Annotated in this window: 16 protein-coding genes; 1 reads left to right on the forward strand and 15 read right to left on the reverse strand. The window is 39.3% G+C overall.

Annotated features, from left to right (window positions below; all coding sequences use genetic code 11):
- Nucleotides 1–4 precede the first annotated feature (4 nt).
- The 8 genes from CTY48_RS04715 to CTY48_RS04750 form a co-directional block, all read right to left on the reverse strand.
- Nucleotides 5–1,549, reverse strand: a complete 1,545-nt coding sequence (locus CTY48_RS04715) for a DUF5702 domain-containing protein (RefSeq protein WP_099467362.1) — start codon at nt 1,547–1,549, stop codon at nt 5–7.
- Between the two features lie 81 nt (nt 1,550–1,630).
- Complete coding sequence (locus CTY48_RS04720; RefSeq protein ID WP_099467363.1) at nt 1,631–1,798, reverse strand: Flp1 family type IVb pilin; 168 nt, start codon at nt 1,796–1,798, stop codon at nt 1,631–1,633.
- 30 nt (nt 1,799–1,828) lie between these two features.
- Entirely contained in the window at nt 1,829–3,316 is a 1,488-nt protein-coding gene (locus tag CTY48_RS04725) for an immunoglobulin-like domain-containing protein (RefSeq protein WP_099467364.1), read from the reverse strand.
- On the reverse strand, nt 3,303–4,043 hold the full coding sequence (locus tag CTY48_RS04730) for a type II secretion system F family protein (RefSeq protein ID WP_099467365.1): 741 nt from the start codon (nt 4,041–4,043) through the stop codon (nt 3,303–3,305). The genes CTY48_RS04725 and CTY48_RS04730 overlap by 14 nt, the downstream gene beginning before the upstream one ends.
- Nucleotides 4,044–4,212: 169 nt before the next feature.
- Complete coding sequence (locus CTY48_RS04735; protein ID WP_099467366.1) at nt 4,213–5,439, reverse strand: CpaF family protein; 1,227 nt, start codon at nt 5,437–5,439, stop codon at nt 4,213–4,215.
- 6 nt (nt 5,440–5,445) lie between these two features.
- Entirely contained in the window at nt 5,446–6,435 is a 990-nt protein-coding gene (locus CTY48_RS04740; RefSeq protein ID WP_099467367.1) for a P-loop NTPase family protein, read from the reverse strand.
- A complete protein-coding gene (locus CTY48_RS04745; RefSeq protein WP_099467368.1) occupies nt 6,432–6,953 on the reverse strand; it encodes an A24 family peptidase in 522 nt (173 codons plus the stop codon). The genes CTY48_RS04740 and CTY48_RS04745 overlap by 4 nt, the downstream gene beginning before the upstream one ends.
- A 310-nt stretch (nt 6,954–7,263) precedes the next feature.
- Nucleotides 7,264–7,536 (reverse strand): pro-sigmaK processing inhibitor BofA family protein, encoded by a 273-nt coding sequence (locus CTY48_RS04750; RefSeq protein WP_099467369.1) that lies wholly within the window; start codon nt 7,534–7,536, stop codon nt 7,264–7,266.
- 170 nt (nt 7,537–7,706) lie between these two features.
- Here CTY48_RS04750 and CTY48_RS04755 point away from each other — a divergent pair, with 170 nt between their 5' ends.
- Nucleotides 7,707–7,979, forward strand: coding sequence for a YaaL family protein (locus CTY48_RS04755; protein WP_236354731.1), 273 nt, complete (start codon nt 7,707–7,709; stop codon nt 7,977–7,979).
- Nucleotides 7,980–8,107: 128 nt separating this feature from the next.
- Here CTY48_RS04755 and CTY48_RS04760 read toward each other — a convergent pair whose 3' ends face one another.
- The 7 genes from CTY48_RS04760 to CTY48_RS04790 all read right to left on the reverse strand — a co-directional run bounded on the left by CTY48_RS04760 (nt 8,108) and on the right by CTY48_RS04790 (nt 18,145).
- Entirely contained in the window at nt 8,108–9,589 is a 1,482-nt protein-coding gene (locus CTY48_RS04760) for a glycoside hydrolase family 1 protein (protein ID WP_099467370.1), read from the reverse strand.
- 116 nt (nt 9,590–9,705) lie between these two features.
- Nucleotides 9,706–11,103, reverse strand: a complete 1,398-nt coding sequence (locus CTY48_RS04765) for a PTS transporter subunit EIIC (RefSeq protein ID WP_099467371.1) — start codon at nt 11,101–11,103, stop codon at nt 9,706–9,708.
- Nucleotides 11,104–11,211: 108 nt separating this feature from the next.
- Nucleotides 11,212–12,069: a PRD domain-containing protein gene (locus CTY48_RS04770; protein WP_099467372.1), complete on the reverse strand. Its 858-nt coding sequence runs from the start codon at nt 12,067–12,069 to the stop codon at nt 11,212–11,214.
- A 17-nt stretch (nt 12,070–12,086) separates the two neighbouring features.
- Nucleotides 12,087–12,560 carry a PTS sugar transporter subunit IIA gene (locus tag CTY48_RS04775; RefSeq protein ID WP_099467373.1) on the reverse strand — a complete coding sequence of 158 codons (474 nt, stop codon included), beginning with the start codon at nt 12,558–12,560 and terminating at the stop codon, nt 12,087–12,089.
- A gap of 291 nt (nt 12,561–12,851) precedes the next feature.
- Nucleotides 12,852–13,328: a flagellar export chaperone FliS gene (locus tag CTY48_RS04780; protein WP_099467374.1), complete on the reverse strand. Its 477-nt coding sequence runs from the start codon at nt 13,326–13,328 to the stop codon at nt 12,852–12,854.
- 10 nt (nt 13,329–13,338) lie between these two features.
- Nucleotides 13,339–14,847: a flagellin N-terminal helical domain-containing protein gene (locus tag CTY48_RS04785; RefSeq protein ID WP_099467375.1), complete on the reverse strand. Its 1,509-nt coding sequence runs from the start codon at nt 14,845–14,847 to the stop codon at nt 13,339–13,341.
- A 97-nt stretch (nt 14,848–14,944) separates the two neighbouring features.
- The gene (locus CTY48_RS04790; RefSeq protein ID WP_099467376.1) at nt 14,945–18,145 is read right to left on the reverse strand and encodes a DUF6240 domain-containing protein; all 3,201 of its coding nucleotides are present in this window, start codon (nt 18,143–18,145) and stop codon (nt 14,945–14,947) included.
- Nucleotides 18,146–18,246 lie beyond the last annotated feature (101 nt).

Genomic DNA, 18,246 nt, shown 5'->3' on the forward strand with positions numbered 1-18,246 from the left:
CAGCTTAATAATAGGAAAAATCTCGTGTCACGGTATGACTGTAGCTTTCGCTGCCTCTTTCCAGCGCCTGAAACGGCAGTCTTAAAAACAGGCTGTCCGTCCTATACTGCATGGAAGCTGTAAAGCTCTGTGTACAGTTGTCAATTTTAAAATTAGGACTCTCAAGCTGTATTGTCCTCTCAATCAAATCAAGACTCCTCATTATTTTTTTATTGTCAGCTTCAAAAAAAATAAGAATTTTTAAATATCCCCTATAATCAATACCATCTTCGTCCTCCTCCCCGCTGTCAAGAAGCTCGCTCAGATTTTCCAGATTACTCAAGGATAGATTCCAGTTTCCGGCATTCTTTATCAATGCTACCTTTTTCCCAGACATAAGCATTCTAAGCTCTATCACACTCTCTGCAAATGCCCACGCAAGCAAAAGTGCCATTTCTAATATTGCCACAAAGACAGGTCCCAGATAGCCGACAATAAGCGTGGCAAGAGACAGCGCCTCCTGTCTTTTTACAGTGTCCGTGAGAAGATATACAAAGTTGATTCCCTCTCGCATCAAAAGCAATTTATTCACCACCGTTTCTAAATTTTGTCTGTCACTCTCTTTTCCGCATAAAATATACTCCGCCTGATATTGAATCCCCTTGCCACTTTCTGTCTCCCCACTCAAAAAATCAGGAAACTTTTCAAATAGGTATTCATTGAAAAGTGCTTTGTTTAGGACATTATATTCCTCCCCTGAAAATGCCCCATCTCCTTTTTCTAGTTCTCTCTTTGACGCCACCTCACTGAAATTGCTGATTTTTTTATCTGACAAGGCAGAGGAATCCTCCAATACCAACTCCAGAATTGGCGAGCTTTGTATCGACTTGATCGTATCAGCCGGATTGGAAGCCTCGCTTGGTTTTTCCATCTCAACCTTACTCTCATCTCCATCTGCATCCTTTAACGCAGCATCATACTCACTTTGATATTTTTCTTTTGCGCCCGCAATCATACTTTCCCCTCCGCTCTCTTCCTCCTTATGGCTCTTAAAGCTTTCCTGCTTTTTCACAACGCTTTCATCATACTGTCCTAGAAGGCTCTCTGCCAATGAAATGCCAAGCTTATTTTTCATATAGGAAACTGCCTGGCTGTAATACGCTTCCCCTTTATCATCCGTTGCGAGTACATATTTTTCGGACGTAACACTTTCAACGGAAGATCTCCACATATCCGATTTGTATAGCAGGGACAATGTCTCCATATTTTTATTTACATCTGTGTTATACTCACCGAATTCTTTGATTCTTGCATTGACACGCTCCATGCTGCCATCTGCTGTTCCATAACCCATATCAAGGAAGAACAAGTCATACAGCTCAAGCAGCTCTCTGTTGTACTCGCCAAAGGCGGAAAACACCCCCATATCTGTTATATTCTGAAGCTGCATTCTAACTCCCTGTAGTCTGGCGCTTTCTATCGTGGTGCAGACAACAGACAGTATGAGGGTAAGTATCAGACTCAAAAATACAGTAATATGTCCTTTTCTATAATATTTTGTTTTACCCATTTTAAGCTCCTCCTCTCACCCTTTCTATACTGAGCACCTATTTTTTATTTCTTCAATATAAATTGCGTTTTTATTTTCTTCTTAGATGGCATTTGCATTTGAATTTATCTTTTCAAAAATTTTCCTTACAAGTGCCTCTAACTGGTCTTTGAATATGGCTACCAGTGCAATCAAAACGACTAAAATTAGTATCACCTCCACAACCCCTACTCCGTCTTCTTCTTCCATAAACCTTTTTATTGTATTCATTTTGCTCCTCCTCTTTCTTAAATTTATATATTACATTTGAAAGGACATACATGCGGGAATCATAATGATGATAAGCACCAGTATGAGATTTAAAAACATAGGCATCATAAGCTTTGTTCCGGCTTCCTCGCCGGCTATTTTTGCATATGCCTTGCGGTCCTCAAAGGCATCCAGACTTTCATTCCCCAATATTTGGGATAAACCTCTTGAACCTTTTCGCAGATTTTGCGTAATCAAGGATGATAGCTTTAAATAGCGTTGATTTTTCGCCCTTTTTCCAAACTCCTCATACGCTTTTGCCTCCGATACTCCACTCATCATTTCATAATAAGTGATAAGCATTTCCTCGTAGGCATAGCGATAGTATTTCTTGTTTTTCTCTTTCTTCTCTCGGTAATCGAGTGCCACCTTCTGCCATGCACTCTTCACCGTCATGCCTGCGCCTAAAAGCAAGGTCAGCTTGCTTACAATATCAGGATAATCGGATAAAAGCTGCCTTTCCCTCATTTTTATCTTCGTTTCCAAATCCTTGTCTTTTCCATAGTAAATTAAAATAGATGTCAATACACCGAGTGCACCTATGATTGCTCCTGTACTACTCTTTGGCTCTTTCCATACAATTGTCTTTCCCGCTACATTTAATGGAAGCTCCATATACTGCTCTGTTGCATTGCTTTCGTCTGCAATATTTATCTCCTCAGACAACTGCTTCATAAGCTCTTCCTCTTCGGATAAAAGAGGCGGCAAAACCTTTACCAAGATATTACAATCATCCGAATATTCCTGATAACTCAAGGTTGCCGTCAGCCTGACGCTGACACCTTCCTTTTCCAAATCCTCATTTGCAATCTCTCCACTTGTTCCAAGCACGTCAAAATTATCAGTTTCCCACTCAATTGTGACAGGAATACCCTCTATTTTGGATGGAAGCTTTAAGTTACTCCTTACCTCCTCCAAGGAAAAATTACCTCCCATTATCTTAGTTGGAAGCATTTCCTTGACCTGCTCAAACAGTTTTAATATCTCCTCTTTCGTCAACTTCTGCGCGCTAATATTAACCTGTATACTCTGTTCTTCCTCTTCAATGGACGCGGTAAGCGCCTTCGATTGCTTTCCCTCCGCATAACTTCCCCTCTCGATATATTTATCCTCAATCAGAATTCCATCACCCATCTGTCCCAAAACGGTAAGAAGCATAAGTGCGTTTCCCGTAAATATGATGAGAAGAGAAAGTGCAATTTTTTCTGCGTAATATCCCTTAATATGCATCGAGGTGCGGTCCGTTGGGTTAATCTGTTTCAGCTTATCCACCACCTGAGGCTTTAGAAGCCCTTTCCTAAACATCCCTTTTTTTCTCTGAAATACCGTCTCTACAATTGTTACACTCACCTTATAGAAAGGAACAAAAAGCTTTGAGGAGGGGCTGTATGATGTAATATCTGTTTTTCTAAATAGGAAAAAGATGAGAAAAAAACATAACATAACTCCAATTCCAATCACGCTCTCACACCTCCACATCCACAATCCTCCTGCCCATAAAATAGGCAAAAAGATAAACTCCAAGACAGATTGTCATAACGATAATTCCAAATACATTTTTATACAGGATATTAAAATAGCCTTTTGAGGTAATTCCTATGTAGAGAATAATGAGCATTGGAATCATATTCATAATCTTTTGCTCCAGCTTTTTGCTTGCCAAAAGTACATCAATTTCCCTTTTTACCTCAATTTTTCCTGTAATGCTGTTTGCTGTCATATCAATTATGGCAGTAAAATCGCCGCCTGACCGCTTTGCAATGGTAAACACCTCTACAAAGCTCTTGATATCCTCATCACCACTCCGGTTTGCCAAATCAAGAAGAAGCACCTCTATCGTCTCATTCATCTCAAGTCTTCGCATGATATGATACAGCTCCTTCATAATAAGAGCATCCTTTGTATAGACTAAACATAACTCCTCATACACCTCCGCAAACGCATTTTCCACCGAATAACCTGCCGCCAGAGCGCCGGATAAACTATTGATGGCATCCTTAAATTGTAGATTAAGCTCTTTTTTTCTTTTTTCTAATAATCCTCTCTTCTTATCCTCATAAAAAAAATTTAAGAACAAAAACAGTATCATTACCGCAATAACCGAGTGATAAAAAAGCCAGCCAACCACACCACAAAGCCCAAGCCATTCCCCTCCATAAAAAAGAGCCTCCGCTTTCGTAAATTTATATTTGCTATAATCTATCATCTTTCCCCCCTGCTGCTATGAGCACTTAGAGAGTGTAGTTTACTCTCTTATGTGCGAATGTACTCCGATTTCTTTAATGAGGTCCTTTCGAATTTAGGAAATCGGAGCTTCCTTGCCCCTAGCACTTAGAGAGCGTAGTTTGCTCTCTTATGTGCGAATGTACTCCGATTTACAGCTCAATTCCCGCAGCTCTCAGCTTGTCTCTGTATTTCAGCTCCCCTGTTTTATTTAAAATCCCAATAACCTCTTCCTTTTTCCTATCTCCGGTTTCCACAAACTCATACAGAGGTGAGGTTATAATTTCGCCGTTATCAAAGCCTGTGATTTCCACAATCTCCAAGACCTTTCTGCTTTTATCCCTAAGCCTTCCAAGATGAACAATGATGTCAATTCCCGACTGCAGCTGCCTTCTCACCGCCTCAAGCGGAATATCCATTCCCATTAAAATCATGGTTTCCAGTCGGCTTAACATATCCCGTGAGCTGTTTGCGTGCCCACTTGAAAGCGAGCCGTCATGCCCCGTGTTTAAACACTGCACCATGTCAATCGCCTCCGTTCCTCTTACCTCTCCGACAATGATTCTGGTGGGCCTCATACGAAGTGCCGACTTAATCAAATCACGGATAGAAATGGCACTGCAACCCTCCACGTTGGCATTTCTTGTCTCCAGCTTAACCAGATTTTCAATTCCTAAAATCTGCAGCTCTGCTGAATCTTCAATTGTAATAATTCTTTCGTCCTTGGGAATAAAATTTGACAATGCATTTAGAAATGTGGTTTTGCCGGAGCCGGTTCCCCCACTGATAAAGATATTGTAGCCTGCAATAACAAGCTTTTCCAAAAAATCGGCTGCTTCCTTACTAATCGAATTCCATCTCAGCAAATCCTCCATGCCGATTGGCTTGTCCGGAAAGCGCCGAATTGTGACAATCGGGCCATTAATTGCAACGGGCGACAGCACAATGTTTACTCTTGCTCCGTTTTCCAATCTGGAATCCACAATCGGTGTTGATTCGTTTACCACCCGGTTCGTCCTAGCCACAATCTGTTGGATGACGTCTAAGAGCTTGTCCTTGCTCTCAAATGTTTTCTCCCATCGGTACAGATGTCCTGTCCGCTCAATAAATATGTTATCTGTGCCATTTACCATGATTTCCGTCACCGTATTGTCATCCACCAGCTCCTGCAAAATATCAAGCTTTCGCAGAGAATTAAAAACCTCCATGCGAAGGATATTTTTACTTTCCAACCCGATGTACTCCTCCTTTGACAATTCAATAATAAAACGGTCAATCATCTCATAAATTTCCGTATCGGATACCTCCCTTGAAATATCCATTTGCTCAAGCACATAATTTCTTATCGTTTTTAAATATTTTATTGCTCTCTCTTCCATAACGCTCTAGCGTATCACCCCCCTCACATAATCACCAAGCTCACTCCAGACAAGCTGCTGCGCATAGCACTCCCTGCTTCCGAAGCTATTGTGATAGGGCAGCTTTATCTTTTTCATGCTGGAAAGAAGAAACTCATAGCCAGTCTTAGTCAAAAGTCTTTCAAACTGTTCTATCTTGGCATTGGAGAGATAATCCTCACGAACCGGCACATAAATTTGATCACACTCGCCAAGCAGCTCCAAAAGTCCGTGTCCCCCGTCCCCAAAGTCCACAATGACCGTATCGTATTTGCTGTTTGTGCTTATCTCCCGGAAAAGCCTCTGCCATTCCTCTTTTTTTACCTCCCAAATATCCGTCGGCGACGACACCGGAGGAATGTAATCCAAGTTGTTCACGGACTCGACTATCCCCTCCAGCTTTACCAGTATATTGGATTTGTCTTGTCTGAGATAATAGATAACATCTGATAAATCTGCCTTATACTCCTTCTGAAAAAGCAAGGAAAAACCTGAGTATTCCTCCAAATTTAAGTAAAGTACCGCCCTCTCCCTTGCCATAATCTGGCCCATCGCCAGACAGAACGAAGTTTTCATGCTTCTTTTTACAGGGGAATAGACACCGATAATTTTGCACTTTTTATTCAAAATGGACAGCGGCTCGTCCTCTCTCTCTGCATAAAAGTTCATGATATTTTTTAAAATTGCTTTAGCTGATTGGTATTTATAGATTGCCGGATACTTTTTGCCAGCCAGCACCGCCTCTTGCTCCGAGATAAGTATCGTCATACCGATATTTTTCTGATTGGCAAGCTCCATATTCATTCTGTCACTGATGAGGAGAATATCTACAAAGTTTTCCCTTATATAATCCAAGATGCTCTTTTCTTCTGTAAATGCTTCCGCAAAAAATATACTGCTTTTGCTGTTAAAAAAATCTGCTAGACTGTATGCGTATGCCGCCTCGCCGTCACATATTGCAATGGTTCTGTTTGTCATATCATTCCTCCCACATAACATAAAACACTGATTAAAATTGGCAGAGTAAAATGAATGGTACTGCATTGTTCTCTCGAAATCACCGGAAATTGACCACCTTTGCTTTGAAAAACCGCAGCTACATAATGTGCAATATTTAAAAAGGAAGCAAAGAAAGTCCTATGAATTATAATTTTCCCGATTGAAAGAGCTGCTCCAATAACAAGTGCCAGTATTATACACCCCAACACCTCCTGCCAGCCGATAACTCCTCCTATGACTGCAAATAACTTGATATCCCCTGCTCCCAAGCCGCGTGTCAGAAATACCGGAAACAACACAACTACAGGCATAACAACACCAGCTAAATAACCTGCCGCTTTGTATTCAACACTTGACAAATCGTCTGCTATTTTATTTTCTCCTCCAAATAAGACCGTGCAGACAAAACCCATCAAAAATCCTGCCAGTATCAGCTTATTACTGACTTTTCCGGTAGAAAAATCCATAATTAACGCAATAATAGCAACAAGGGACACAACTAAAAATTTACCAATTTATCACCCCTAACCTTGATTCTTATTCAATTAAAAAATTGGAAAGCTTCTATGCAGAATGCATAAAAGTTTATAGATTTGTTTTGATTGAGCTTATTATATATTAGCTTTTTGGATTTGTCCAGCTTATTTTCAAGACTGTTTTCGACTTCTTTTTACAGCCAAGCGCACAAAAATGGGAAAAACCTATATTTATGATACTTGTCACAATTAATTATAGGAATAATGCTTTTATTTTTCCACGTAGCAACAAATTTATTAGTTGCTAATAAGTAGAATATTTTTTTGCTTTCTAAATATACTGAAATAAAGCAATCGCATACAGCAGGGCAAAGCCCGGAACCCCTAGTGCACCTATCGTTCCTACTGTACCTATATTTATGCCGACAAAAATATTTACCCCACTTGTCAAAAGAAAGGCATTGAGAATATGAATGCCAATCGCTCCGAAAATCATTCGGAGAATCACATTCACAAGTAATTCTACTTTATTTTTAGCAAATACTATAATAAGAACGATTGCACAAATCACAAGTATAAAAATAACTGCTTGCTCCAGACTCATTTCTTATCCTCTCTTGCATAACTAGTCTATAAATAAATATATGTTAGTTTGTTTAATTTATTACCCAAAATGTATATATTTATTTATTTTGCACTATACTAGTAAAAAGAGGTAATTATTAACAGCTAAACATGGTTTAGCCATTTGTAAGTGAAGAAAGCAGGGATATATTGATAAAAGAGTTCTTGAGCAATATTAAAATTATACCACCGATAAAAGATGAAGCTATCGCACTTCAAATCTATCACAACAAGGAACGACTCAGCCTGTTATCTGACTTGGAACGAGCAAAAGTGGATTTAGACGTTGCATATTCTAATTTTGAAAACGTTGTTGATCCGGATTTGATTGACAGTTGCATTTATGAGCTGAATGCAGTTCAAAAAAAATATAAATTTCTGTATGAGCGGGTAAAACAGCATGAATTAGAGAAATTTTCATAAAAAGAATCTGTTGCAAAATAACTAATATTTAGCTATGAGCAGCAGCTTCATTCTATACCAAATTATAAAGGACGGCTAAAATCTCAATCTATGGATTTTAGCCGTTTTTATTATTTTCTATATATTAACTATGATAAATCTTCTCCACACGACTCAATCACTTTTTTGTACCAGTAAAAGGAATCTTTTTTGTATCGATTAAATGTACCTTTTCCCTCGTCATTTGCATCTACATAAATCATGCCATATCTTTTTTTCATTTCGCCGGTGCTGGCTGCAACAATGTCAATGCACCCCCACGGCGTATAGCCAATAAGGTCAACACCGTCTTCAATCGCTTCACTCATTGCTTTTATATGACCTCTCATATAATCGATACGGTACGGATCGTGAATGCTGTTGTCCTCTTCCAGTTTATCATCCTGACCCAGACCATTTTCGACAATCATAATTGGGAGCTGATATCTATCATAAATTTCATTTAAAAAATATCTTAATCCATCCGGATCAATCTGCCATCCCCATTGGCTTGTTTTTAAATATGGATTCTTAATCCCAAAAATTAAGTTTCCGGCAGTTTTATCTTCCTGATCATGTGTACTTACACAGCCGGTGGAGTAATAGCTAAATGTGAAAAAGTCTACGCAGCCTCCTTTTAATGCCTTTTCATCATCAGCATCAAGTTCAATCGCAATATCATGTTCTCTAAAATAACGCTTTACATATCCCGGATATGCGCCTCTTACCTGAACATCTCCACAGAAATAAAATACATTTTGTCTCTCAGACTGCGTTAACAGCATATCTTTCGGATCACAGGTCAGTGGATATTGACAAATACCTGCTATCATGCATCCAAACTGATAATTGCTATCAATACCGCGCCCCAAAGCAATTGCTTTTGCGCTGGCTACCAGCATATGGTGTAAAGCTTGATACTGCTTTAATTTATCACTTTGCATTTCCTTTTTTAATTGGTCTAAGTCCTCTTCCCCCGGTATAATTCCCGCTGACATTCCCTTTTCTCTTACTGAATAAATTCCGGCGGAAAAATATGCATTACCGTCAATAGCAGCACTGTTAATTTCATTAAAGGTAAGCCAATACTTTACGAGTCCTTTATATTCACTAAATAACGTTTCACAATATTTTAAATAGAAATCAACGCACTTGCGGTTATACCAACCATCATACTCTTTAGACAAATGAAAAGGTAATTCATAATGTGAAATAGTAACCAAGGGTTCAATTCCGTACTTTTTTAATTCTTCAAAAACACTTCTATAAAAATCTAACCCCTTCTGATTCGGTTTTAACTCATCACCATGTGGATATATTCTTGTCCAATTGATTGACATTCTAAATATTTTGAAGCCCATTTCAGCAAATAACTTTATATCTTCTTTATAATGATGATAAAAGTCAATTGCAGTATGAGATGGATAGATAATGTCTTTTTCAATAGTCTCGGTGAAAAGTCTCGGTTCAGTTCTTGAACCAAGAGTAAGATGATCTATTGTTGAGTCTAGCTTTCCATCCTCCATAAACGCACCTTCAGATTGATTTGCACACGTTGCTCCACCCCAAAAAAAATCCTTTGAAAAACTCATTTACTCACCTTGTATGATATTTGTAAAAACTAAGTATCACACATTTCCTTTCTTTCAATTTATGATTGTAGTAACAAAAACTTTTATAATACCGTTTCAATTTTGCACTTTTTTTATTATGCCCGCTGCTCCTCTTCATTAATTCCAAAAATAAATGTCAAAACAAACGTCACTCCCATTCCTGCAACTGCGGCTATAAGAAACCAGATTATATTATTACCAGGACCTGTAAAAGTAACCGTTGCAAAAATTCCGCCAGAGCCAGGGAATGCATAGCATGCCACTCCTTTTATTCCCGCAATCAAACCTGCCACCCCATTACCAATCATTGCCGCGTATAATGGTTTTTTGTATTTAAAAGTAATACCAAACATTGCAGGCTCTGTAACACCTCCAATAATTGCTGTTGTCGCACAAGAAAACGCTGTAGACTTAATCTTTGGAGATTTAGCCTTAAAGCCAACCGCTAAACTTGCAGCAAACTGATTGAAATTAGATAGAATCATAGCCGGAAGGAAAAATGGATCTAATCCTAATGAAGCAAAAGCCTGCGTCCAATATGGGGTCATCATAGTATGCATTCCTGTCATTACCATCAATGGCAGCAAGGCACACAATATAGCTACTCCAAGGAAACCAACCGTTTCATATACCCATATTACTGCTGCCGCAACATATGTTCCGACATAATAGCCTATTGGCGCTGTAATAACTAACGTAATCGGCAACATAATCAGTAAAGATGCCGTTGGAACCAAAAATGACTTTAACATATCAGGACAAATTTTATTTATTAATCTTTCTACTTTACTTAACACATAAACTGTAATGATGATAGGAATTACAGTAGAAGAATAATTCGTTATATATGCAGGCAATCCAAAAATTGTCATTACTGTTCCATCAGTTGCAGCGGCAATAAAACTCGGATAAATTAAAAATGCGCCCAATAACATACCTATTCCCATATTGGTGCCAAATTTTTTGGCACTTGTTGCACCTAAGAATACAGGGAAAAAGTAGATAAACGAGTCACCCAGCCAATATAAAAACTGATAAGTCGTACTTGTTTCCGGCAAAATACCTGCCATATTGGCTATCATATAGATAACCTTTATCATACCTCCGCCAATCATCATTGGAATTAGAGGAGTAATACTACCTGATACTGCATCCATCATACCCATTAAAATAGATTTGACTGTAACTTTTTTTTTTGTTAAATTTGTATCTAAATTCTCTTCAACCACTTTTTCTTTTGTTATTCCGGCAAATTCGCAAATTGTAGCATATGCTTCTGCAACTGCCGGTCCAATAACAATTTGTAATTCATCGTTTGACCACTGGGTTCCCAACACTTTGTCGGCATTTTCGATCGCTTTCAAATCAACCAATGCCCTGTCTTTTAAATTAAAACGTAGTCTGGTCGTGCAATGTTGAAAATATGTAATATTTTCTTTACCTCCAATAGCCTTAAGAACTATTTCACTAAGTTCTTCATATTTTTTTGCCATAATTCTTCTCCTTTACATAAACATAGTTTTATATGCAAACGATACACGCGCGCTTATGAATCGCTTTTGCCTAAAAAAAGCCTCAGAAACACAACAAGGAAACTCCTTTTATGTTTCTGAGGTTATGCCCTGCCGGTAACAGTCCTCACGTGAACATACACGATTTACATGAAGCATCAGATATAAAGTCTCTTCTTCATCTAATATCCAATTTTTCTTTCTATTTAAATAATTGCTTATTTGTAATACACATTCATATGCCTCTGGTACTTCTTCTATCATTGACAATAACAACTTCTTATTTTCACTTGCAATAGATTTATTCTCCGCTATTCTTTTAAACAAGCACTGCAAATGTGACACAAATCTGGAATAGCTGGCTGTTTCTTTATTAATTTCTATATTAAAATAGTTTTCAACAATCTTGGTAATTCCCTCCATCAGTTTGTCTGAATCATGCCCTGCATTACCGTTTAATAAATATAGCTCCGAATTTACAATATTCATTGCAATTCCAGTAATTTCTTCTTTGGGCAGTTTAATATTCATCTTACTTTCAATAATTTTTAGTGCATATTTTCCAACATCTATTTCTTTTTCATAAAAAAGCCTAAAATCATAACTCAACGGAAAGTCAAACGTTATCCCCTTTTTATGTCTGTCGATGGCAAAATTCAAATGATCTGCTAATGTAAAAATCAAATTTGGATTTAACTTACTTCCTAATTTTCTTTTTGCATAATCAACTATTTCAATAGATACTTTCAGCACTTCTTCCGGTATTTCATTAATCAGTTCTATATATTTATCATTAATATCATAAAAGGTTCTAGAGATTTGAGATAAGTCCTCCAATTCACAAGGCATTTTCATAAAACCAACACCTTTTCCTGAAACTATGATTTCTTCTCCATAGCTGTCTAAAGCAAGAGCAAAATTATTATTTATTTTTTTTAATAATTTCATTCTATCCCCCCTTCAAACTAACAACAAATAATTTTATCATTACATAAAACTTTTCGGTTCATATTTATTTTGGTAATTATATCATTAGCAGCATCCGTTATCACAAGTATTGTTGTTACGTCATATCCCTTACTTATCAATAAATCTTTATCTAACTCAATAACCGGATCTCCTGCCTTAACCCTATCCTTTTCTTTCCTAAAAGCTTTAAAACCTTTCCCATTTAGTTTAACCGTATCTATACCAATATGAACCAACACTTCTTTTCCGTCGTCCATTTTTACTCCAAATGCATGATTTGACGGAAACAGCATGGTAATGACGCCGTTGCAGGGAGAACAAATTACATTATTTGATGGTTCTATAGCCACCCCATCTCCCATGGTTTTCGTTGCAAACACATTATCCTTAACTTCAGTAATATCAATACACTTTCCATCAACCGGAGCATACAAATTCTTATCTATCTTCTTTTTAAATATACTAAGCATATCTTCACCTCTTTTTCCAAATAAAAAAACCCTTCAAAGCGCATAATTATAAAGTCAAATTTATAGTTATGCCTCCCGAAGAGTTACAGTCCATTTATTAAATTATATTTCATATCATACTCTCTTTTTATATTTTTGTCAATTCCTTTTCAATCTATTCTAGCTTTTTAAAAAAGTAGTTACTTTACAACCTGCCGGGTACGAATGCAAAACGAAAATTCACTACATGACAGTAGGTATTCAGGGCAAAAAGCAACCAAATCCCTCATAAATGAGAGATTTGGCCGCTTTTTATACGCGAAAGCCTCTGTTCGTCTCAGGGCTGGCATAGTTCTCTGATAGTGTTCCTTTTCCGTAGGTCAGTCCTGCGTAAACCTGTTGGGTGTTTCCCATAAGAGGAGCAGACTTATCTCCCTTTGAAACCTCCCCAAAGGCCTCTGAAAGCTTTCCTATCATTCTCTTGATTGCATCAAAATCCTGCGGCTCTCTTTTTATTGCGGACTGAATCAGCAGCTTATTCATATAAATATACAGCTGCATTAATTCCACGGCAATCGGATATTTTGTATCCAATGCCGACATCAGCTCATGAATACATGCTCCTGCTTTTTTCGTGGTTTCCACAAACTCGTCTATTTTGCCAAGCCCGTAGTATTCCATCGCTTCATCAATATATTCCAATGTCATATCATAAATCACAACAACAAGCTGGCTGCGGTTACTTTGTGTGATACGCATAGAAAAATCGGATATTTTTTCTTTCTTCATAATATGCCTCTTAGCTTAACAACTGCAATACTGTCTGCGGTTGGTCATTCGCCTGTGCAAGAATAGAGGTTCCCGCCTGCATTAACACATTTTCTTTTGTGTAGTTTGTCATTTCTTCCGCCATATCCGTATCCATGATTCTGGAGAACGCCTCTTCTAAGTTAAAGGATGTTGCGTCAATACTGCTATCCGCAGATTCTAAGCGGTTTTGGTAGGTACCTACCGTACTTCTCGCTGACTGGATTTTGGTAAGCGCATCGTCAATTGCCGTCAAAGAACGATTCAAGCCTTCCTCGCCTATCATGTTCAAATTGTCAAGTCCCAATGCTTTTACTGAAACATCAGGAAGTACAATATCAATGGTCTGCCCCTGATTTGCTCCGATTTGAAGAATCATGGAACCCATTCCGGTCGCTTCGATATTTACAGTCGCCTTAAGTGTCGGGTCATCAGCCATTCTGGTAAGTGTATCGCCCTGTACCGTAAGATTTATCTCAAAGCCGTTTCTATCCGTAATTGTCACTTCGTCACCGTCAGCAGCATAGGTTGCCGTCGTGGAAAAACCTGTACCGATATCCAATTTAACCTCGGCATCCACTCCGATTTCACTGATATTGCCGTCTGCATCTGCCAAAGTATCAAGTCCTAAAGCCGCTAATAAGGTTGCATTCTCGCAGCTTATATTCACATGGGTATCTGAACCGTATTCTTCTGAAACAAATAACAACGTCGTTGTATTGTTTGCAAAAGAAACCGTTGTGTATCCGGCAGAATCTCTTGTCGCATCTGTATATGTATTTGCAGCGGTTGTATTGTCAATCGCATAAAGATTTACATCCGCGATTTTGGCACCGTTTCGTAATTTTTCATAAACCTCGTCGGCTGTATCTCCTTCTTCAATCTCAACTTCCACACCGTTAATTGTGATAGTTCCTGCCTCTGCCGCAGTAACCGGGTCTGACAGACCTACCGAACCTGCTCCCTGAACAATTGCCTTTTCCGGTGCTGTGAGCACTTCAATTGCATAATTTTGCGACGCAACATTTTTTGAATAAGAACTCACCGTAACAGACGGTGAATCTGTAAAACCACGGTAAGACATATTCCCATTTAATAAGGTCTGCCCGTTAAATTCTGTATCTCTTACCAGACGGTCAATTTCCTCTGTCAGCGAATCTACTTCTAACTGAATACTCTCTCTGTCACCGTCCGCATATGTTCCGTTCAAAGACTGTATTGTAAGCTCACGCATTCTTTGTACAATTGTATTTATTTCTTCCAATGCACCCTCAGCTGACTGTAATACCGAAACTCCGTCCAAAGCATTTTGAGAAGCATTCTCAAGTCCTTTAATCTGAGCCCTTAACTTCTTTGCAATGGCAAGTCCTGCCGGATCGTCTTCCGAGCTGTTAATCTTATACCCCGAGGATAATCTTTCCGTTGACTTTGCAAGTCTGTTTTCCGTGCTTTTTAATTGGTTGTTTGCAATAATTGCAGATATATTATAAGTAAGCTTCATAGTCCCTCCATCTGTACTTATTTGTACTTCACTTTTTCAACTAATAGTTTTATCGGTTTATTTTCCTCAAAACTTTAGCCTTTCTTCCATTTTCCTGTTACGAGACTGCTGTCTTTTGCATGGATACTACAAAGGCTCTTGCCACACTATATAAATCCTTTGTGCTTATGCCCGTATCTTCCCCACTCTTTTCCTGACCATCTTTCCACTTATTAATATCTAAGCTCTTGCTTGTAATATAGTCAATTTTGTCTGCTTCCAATCCGGAGGCTGCAAGCTGTGCCTGCCATTCCTCACCATTTTGCTTTAACAGCTCAAGTCCTTCCTCATTATCCACTGCAATGTAGCCCGTGACACTGCTTCCCTTTAGAGTAAACTGGGCTGCTGCCTTTCCCACGGCCTCATTTTCCATCGTGACAGTTACCTGACCTTCCTTTGTTCCGCGGATAACCGTCAAATTCATAGATGTTATTTCATCACCTATCTGGAGAGGGATTTCATATTTTTCTTCGCGGCTTAGATTTGTTGTGAGCCTTATTTCATTTCTTAAGAGCTTTAGTTCCTTTAAGTCTAATGAAGTAACCCCATCTTTTTCTGTCTGTTCGTTCACCACAGATATTGCAGCGTTTTCAAACTCCTCATAAGCTGCTGTCATATCCTCTTTGGAAGTCAAAGAGTCTGCAATCTTATCCATCGCTTCCGTAAGCTCGGTGCTTTCCTCCTGATCATTTAAGAGGTTTTTAAACATGCTTCCTCGTTTGCTCATCATCGCTTCCGCTGCCAGAATATTACTGATTGTCACTGGCTGTTTAAAATCCGAAAGCATTTCAATCACACTGCTTTCCACCTGTGAAGCCTTCTGTATGGTAGCCAGCTGCTCCTTATAAAATTGCTTTGTAATCTCGCCATCCGCTCTTGCCTCGACAAGCTTATCCACAAACTGTTCAAGCGGCATATCGGTAATCGTTCCCTTTTCAAAAACCTGCGTCAGCTTATCCGGTGCAATCTCCCGCAGTGCCTTATCCACAAGATTGTTGTGGTAGGTAGTGCTTTCTTCCTGCTGCTTCGTCTGTCCCTGGTCTGCCGCTGAATTTCCGCCAAATGCCGTGTTAATCTGGTCGCTGATGGAGGTTGACTGGAAAGTAAGAGATTCCAATTCGCCAAAGTTATTATCTACCTTCACGTCAATTCCTTTATTCTGGCTGCTTCTCACTCCGGTCAAAAGATTGCTCAGCGTAATGCTTGCATTCTGGTTTACCAGTGCTCCGACCACCCCTCCGTCCGTCTTTTCAACATTGTTAAGCAGACGGTATATTCCGATAAAGGAATCACGTTCCTGTTTCGTTATCTCATCATTTTGTTCCATTCTCCAGAGAAATTCGCTATACTTTTCCTGCGTGTTATCCTCTCCTAACTGGTTTTTCATATCACTAATCTGATTATTCAGCTCATCAATATTCATATCCAGTGGATTGATACCTTCTCGAATCATATTTAGTACAACCTTTGGTGTCAGATTCGATATTGTCTCGTTGACTGCGGCATCTGCCGCTTTTACCGCATTGATATTATCCGTTGTAATTTCCATACTGTTGTAACCTAAAATCCGAACTGCTCTCTGATTTGACTCTGTCGTGTCCAGTCCCATATCGGTCAAAATATCATCTACATTCTGGAACGCTTTCGATATCTTGTCTCCCATATCACTTCTAGGCTTTGTCATCAACGCTTCATAACTCTGGTTTGCCGCATCATAGGTTGCCTTTAAAGACGTACCCTTTGCATGGATTCCATTGATGGTATTCGGTGTCTCACCAGAAACCACACTGCCGATAACGGTATTCGGTACGTATTTAATGTCCGCAATTTTTGTTGATATTTCTTTCAGGGAATTGATATTCTCCTGTGTTTCCTCAACATCACCCTGGCTCAAAAGCTGCTTGTAATAAGCATCCTCCGCATTTTTCAACTCGTTAATTAAAGTCTGTAAATCTGTCGTCTCTATGGATATTCCCTGTTTCAGCAATCTGTAATTGGCTTCCGATGTCATTTGCAGACGAATTTCCTCCAACTGCCTTCTCGCCGTAATCAGAGCAATATTTTCTTCTGTCACCTGAACGCCTGCAGTTGTATTGCTTGCCTGCGTGTTTGCAGCCGACGCAGCAGTTGTCTGTGTACTTACGGTTTGGCTGTTTGCTTGCACACCCGTTGCCGTACTCTCCTCCTGCGCTGCCTTTAAATTAGCAATTGTAAGCGGCAGATTTCGGTCCACCACTTGCTTTAAGTTCTCATCCGTAGTCTTTTCTATAACCTGACAAGCCTCCTCAGCTCTCTGTGCAAAGGAACCTTCACCTGTCAGAAGTGCCTGTGAAGGTCTTCTTCCGGCATTCAATGCCTGTACGATGCTCTCCATCGTATCCTCCTCAGAAGTAGGAAGAGATAAATTCTTAAGCGCCTCATACTGGCTCAACGTATCCTTTGTGAGCGGAATATGATTCTCTATCAGCTTCTTCGCATCGGACATTGTCTCTTCGTTTACCTCTAATCCTGCACTCTCAATGACCTTGCCCATCTGCTCATTTAAGCCGTTCCAATTAAATTCATCGGAGGTTTTTCCATAATAACCGCTGCCCTCGCTGAAATACCCGGCACCATAGGTTCCGCCCTCTATGCCAAGTCCGCTGTATTCTGCCTTATATACATTTTCAATTGTCGGCGCAAGTCCGTTGTTGATGATATATTTTGATGCACCGTCAGAAAGTGGTTTCAACTGGGAAGCAATCTCCAAAGCCTCCAGCGATTCTTCCATATTATCTTTCGTGAGAGGAATATTGTTTTCCTGAAACTTTTTCGCCAGAGCCGCCGCAGTCTGGGAGCTTCCCGAAACTGCCTCAAGCTCCTCCTTGCTGATATCAGCGGTTGCCTCAAAATCCTCACAGTGCGTTGCCAGATAAATTTGTATCTTATCCGTCACTGTGACGACAGTCTCCACCTTATCCTTCTCTGTGTCATAGCCTTCCTCGTTAAGCTCTGATAAGTCTGTGCCGGTAGCTGTGTTTCCAAGTGCAACCAAGGCGCCCCTTACAAATTCAGACGGGTTGTTTGACACCGCATCCATAATATCTTCTTGACTGGTTTCTCCCAGCTTAAAAATCTGATTTTTACTGTCAGAGGAATCCCTTCGAAAAATATCCTGTCCAAATATTTTCTGCGTTGCATTATCAATTGACTTCTGTGTTCCTTTAAATTCCAATTTATTTTGAATACTGTTTAATTCGGTGTTATTATTTACGTTCATGATTCCCTCCATACAGAAATTCCCGTATTTACAACTCTATGCGATATATTTCGGCACTTTACCTGCAATTCTTAACAGAGGTATCACGAATATTTTGAAAA

It is taken from the genome of Konateibacter massiliensis, from assembly GCF_900184995.1.
Taxonomy (GTDB): domain Bacteria; phylum Bacillota; class Clostridia; order Lachnospirales; family Lachnospiraceae; genus Lachnotalea; species Lachnotalea massiliensis.

Coding starts and splice junctions, on each gene's coding strand:
- CTY48_RS04770 (WP_099467372.1), bottom strand. CDS start 12,069: ATGAAATTATTAAAAAAAATAAATAATAATTTTGCTCTTGCTTTAGAC.
- CTY48_RS04735 (WP_099467366.1), bottom strand. CDS start 5,439: ATGGAAGAGAGAGCAATAAAATATTTAAAAACGATAAGAAATTATGTG.
- CTY48_RS04730 (WP_099467365.1), bottom strand. CDS start 4,043: ATGATAGATTATAGCAAATATAAATTTACGAAAGCGGAGGCTCTTTTT.
- CTY48_RS04780 (WP_099467374.1), bottom strand. CDS start 13,328: ATGAAGAAAGAAAAAATATCCGATTTTTCTATGCGTATCACACAAAGT.
- CTY48_RS04785 (WP_099467375.1), bottom strand. CDS start 14,847: ATGAAGCTTACTTATAATATATCTGCAATTATTGCAAACAACCAATTA.
- CTY48_RS04750 (WP_099467369.1), bottom strand. CDS start 7,536: ATGAGTCTGGAGCAAGCAGTTATTTTTATACTTGTGATTTGTGCAATC.
- CTY48_RS04740 (WP_099467367.1), bottom strand. CDS start 6,435: ATGACAAACAGAACCATTGCAATATGTGACGGCGAGGCGGCATACGCA.
- CTY48_RS04760 (WP_099467370.1), bottom strand. CDS start 9,589: ATGAGTTTTTCAAAGGATTTTTTTTGGGGTGGAGCAACGTGTGCAAAT.
- CTY48_RS04725 (WP_099467364.1), bottom strand. CDS start 3,316: ATGTGGAGGTGTGAGAGCGTGATTGGAATTGGAGTTATGTTATGTTTT.
- CTY48_RS04790 (WP_099467376.1), bottom strand. CDS start 18,145: ATGAACGTAAATAATAACACCGAATTAAACAGTATTCAAAATAAATTG.
- CTY48_RS04720 (WP_099467363.1), bottom strand. CDS start 1,798: ATGAATACAATAAAAAGGTTTATGGAAGAAGAAGACGGAGTAGGGGTT.
- CTY48_RS04715 (WP_099467362.1), bottom strand. CDS start 1,549: ATGGGTAAAACAAAATATTATAGAAAAGGACATATTACTGTATTTTTG.
- CTY48_RS04775 (WP_099467373.1), bottom strand. CDS start 12,560: ATGCTTAGTATATTTAAAAAGAAGATAGATAAGAATTTGTATGCTCCG.
- CTY48_RS04765 (WP_099467371.1), bottom strand. CDS start 11,103: ATGGCAAAAAAATATGAAGAACTTAGTGAAATAGTTCTTAAGGCTATT.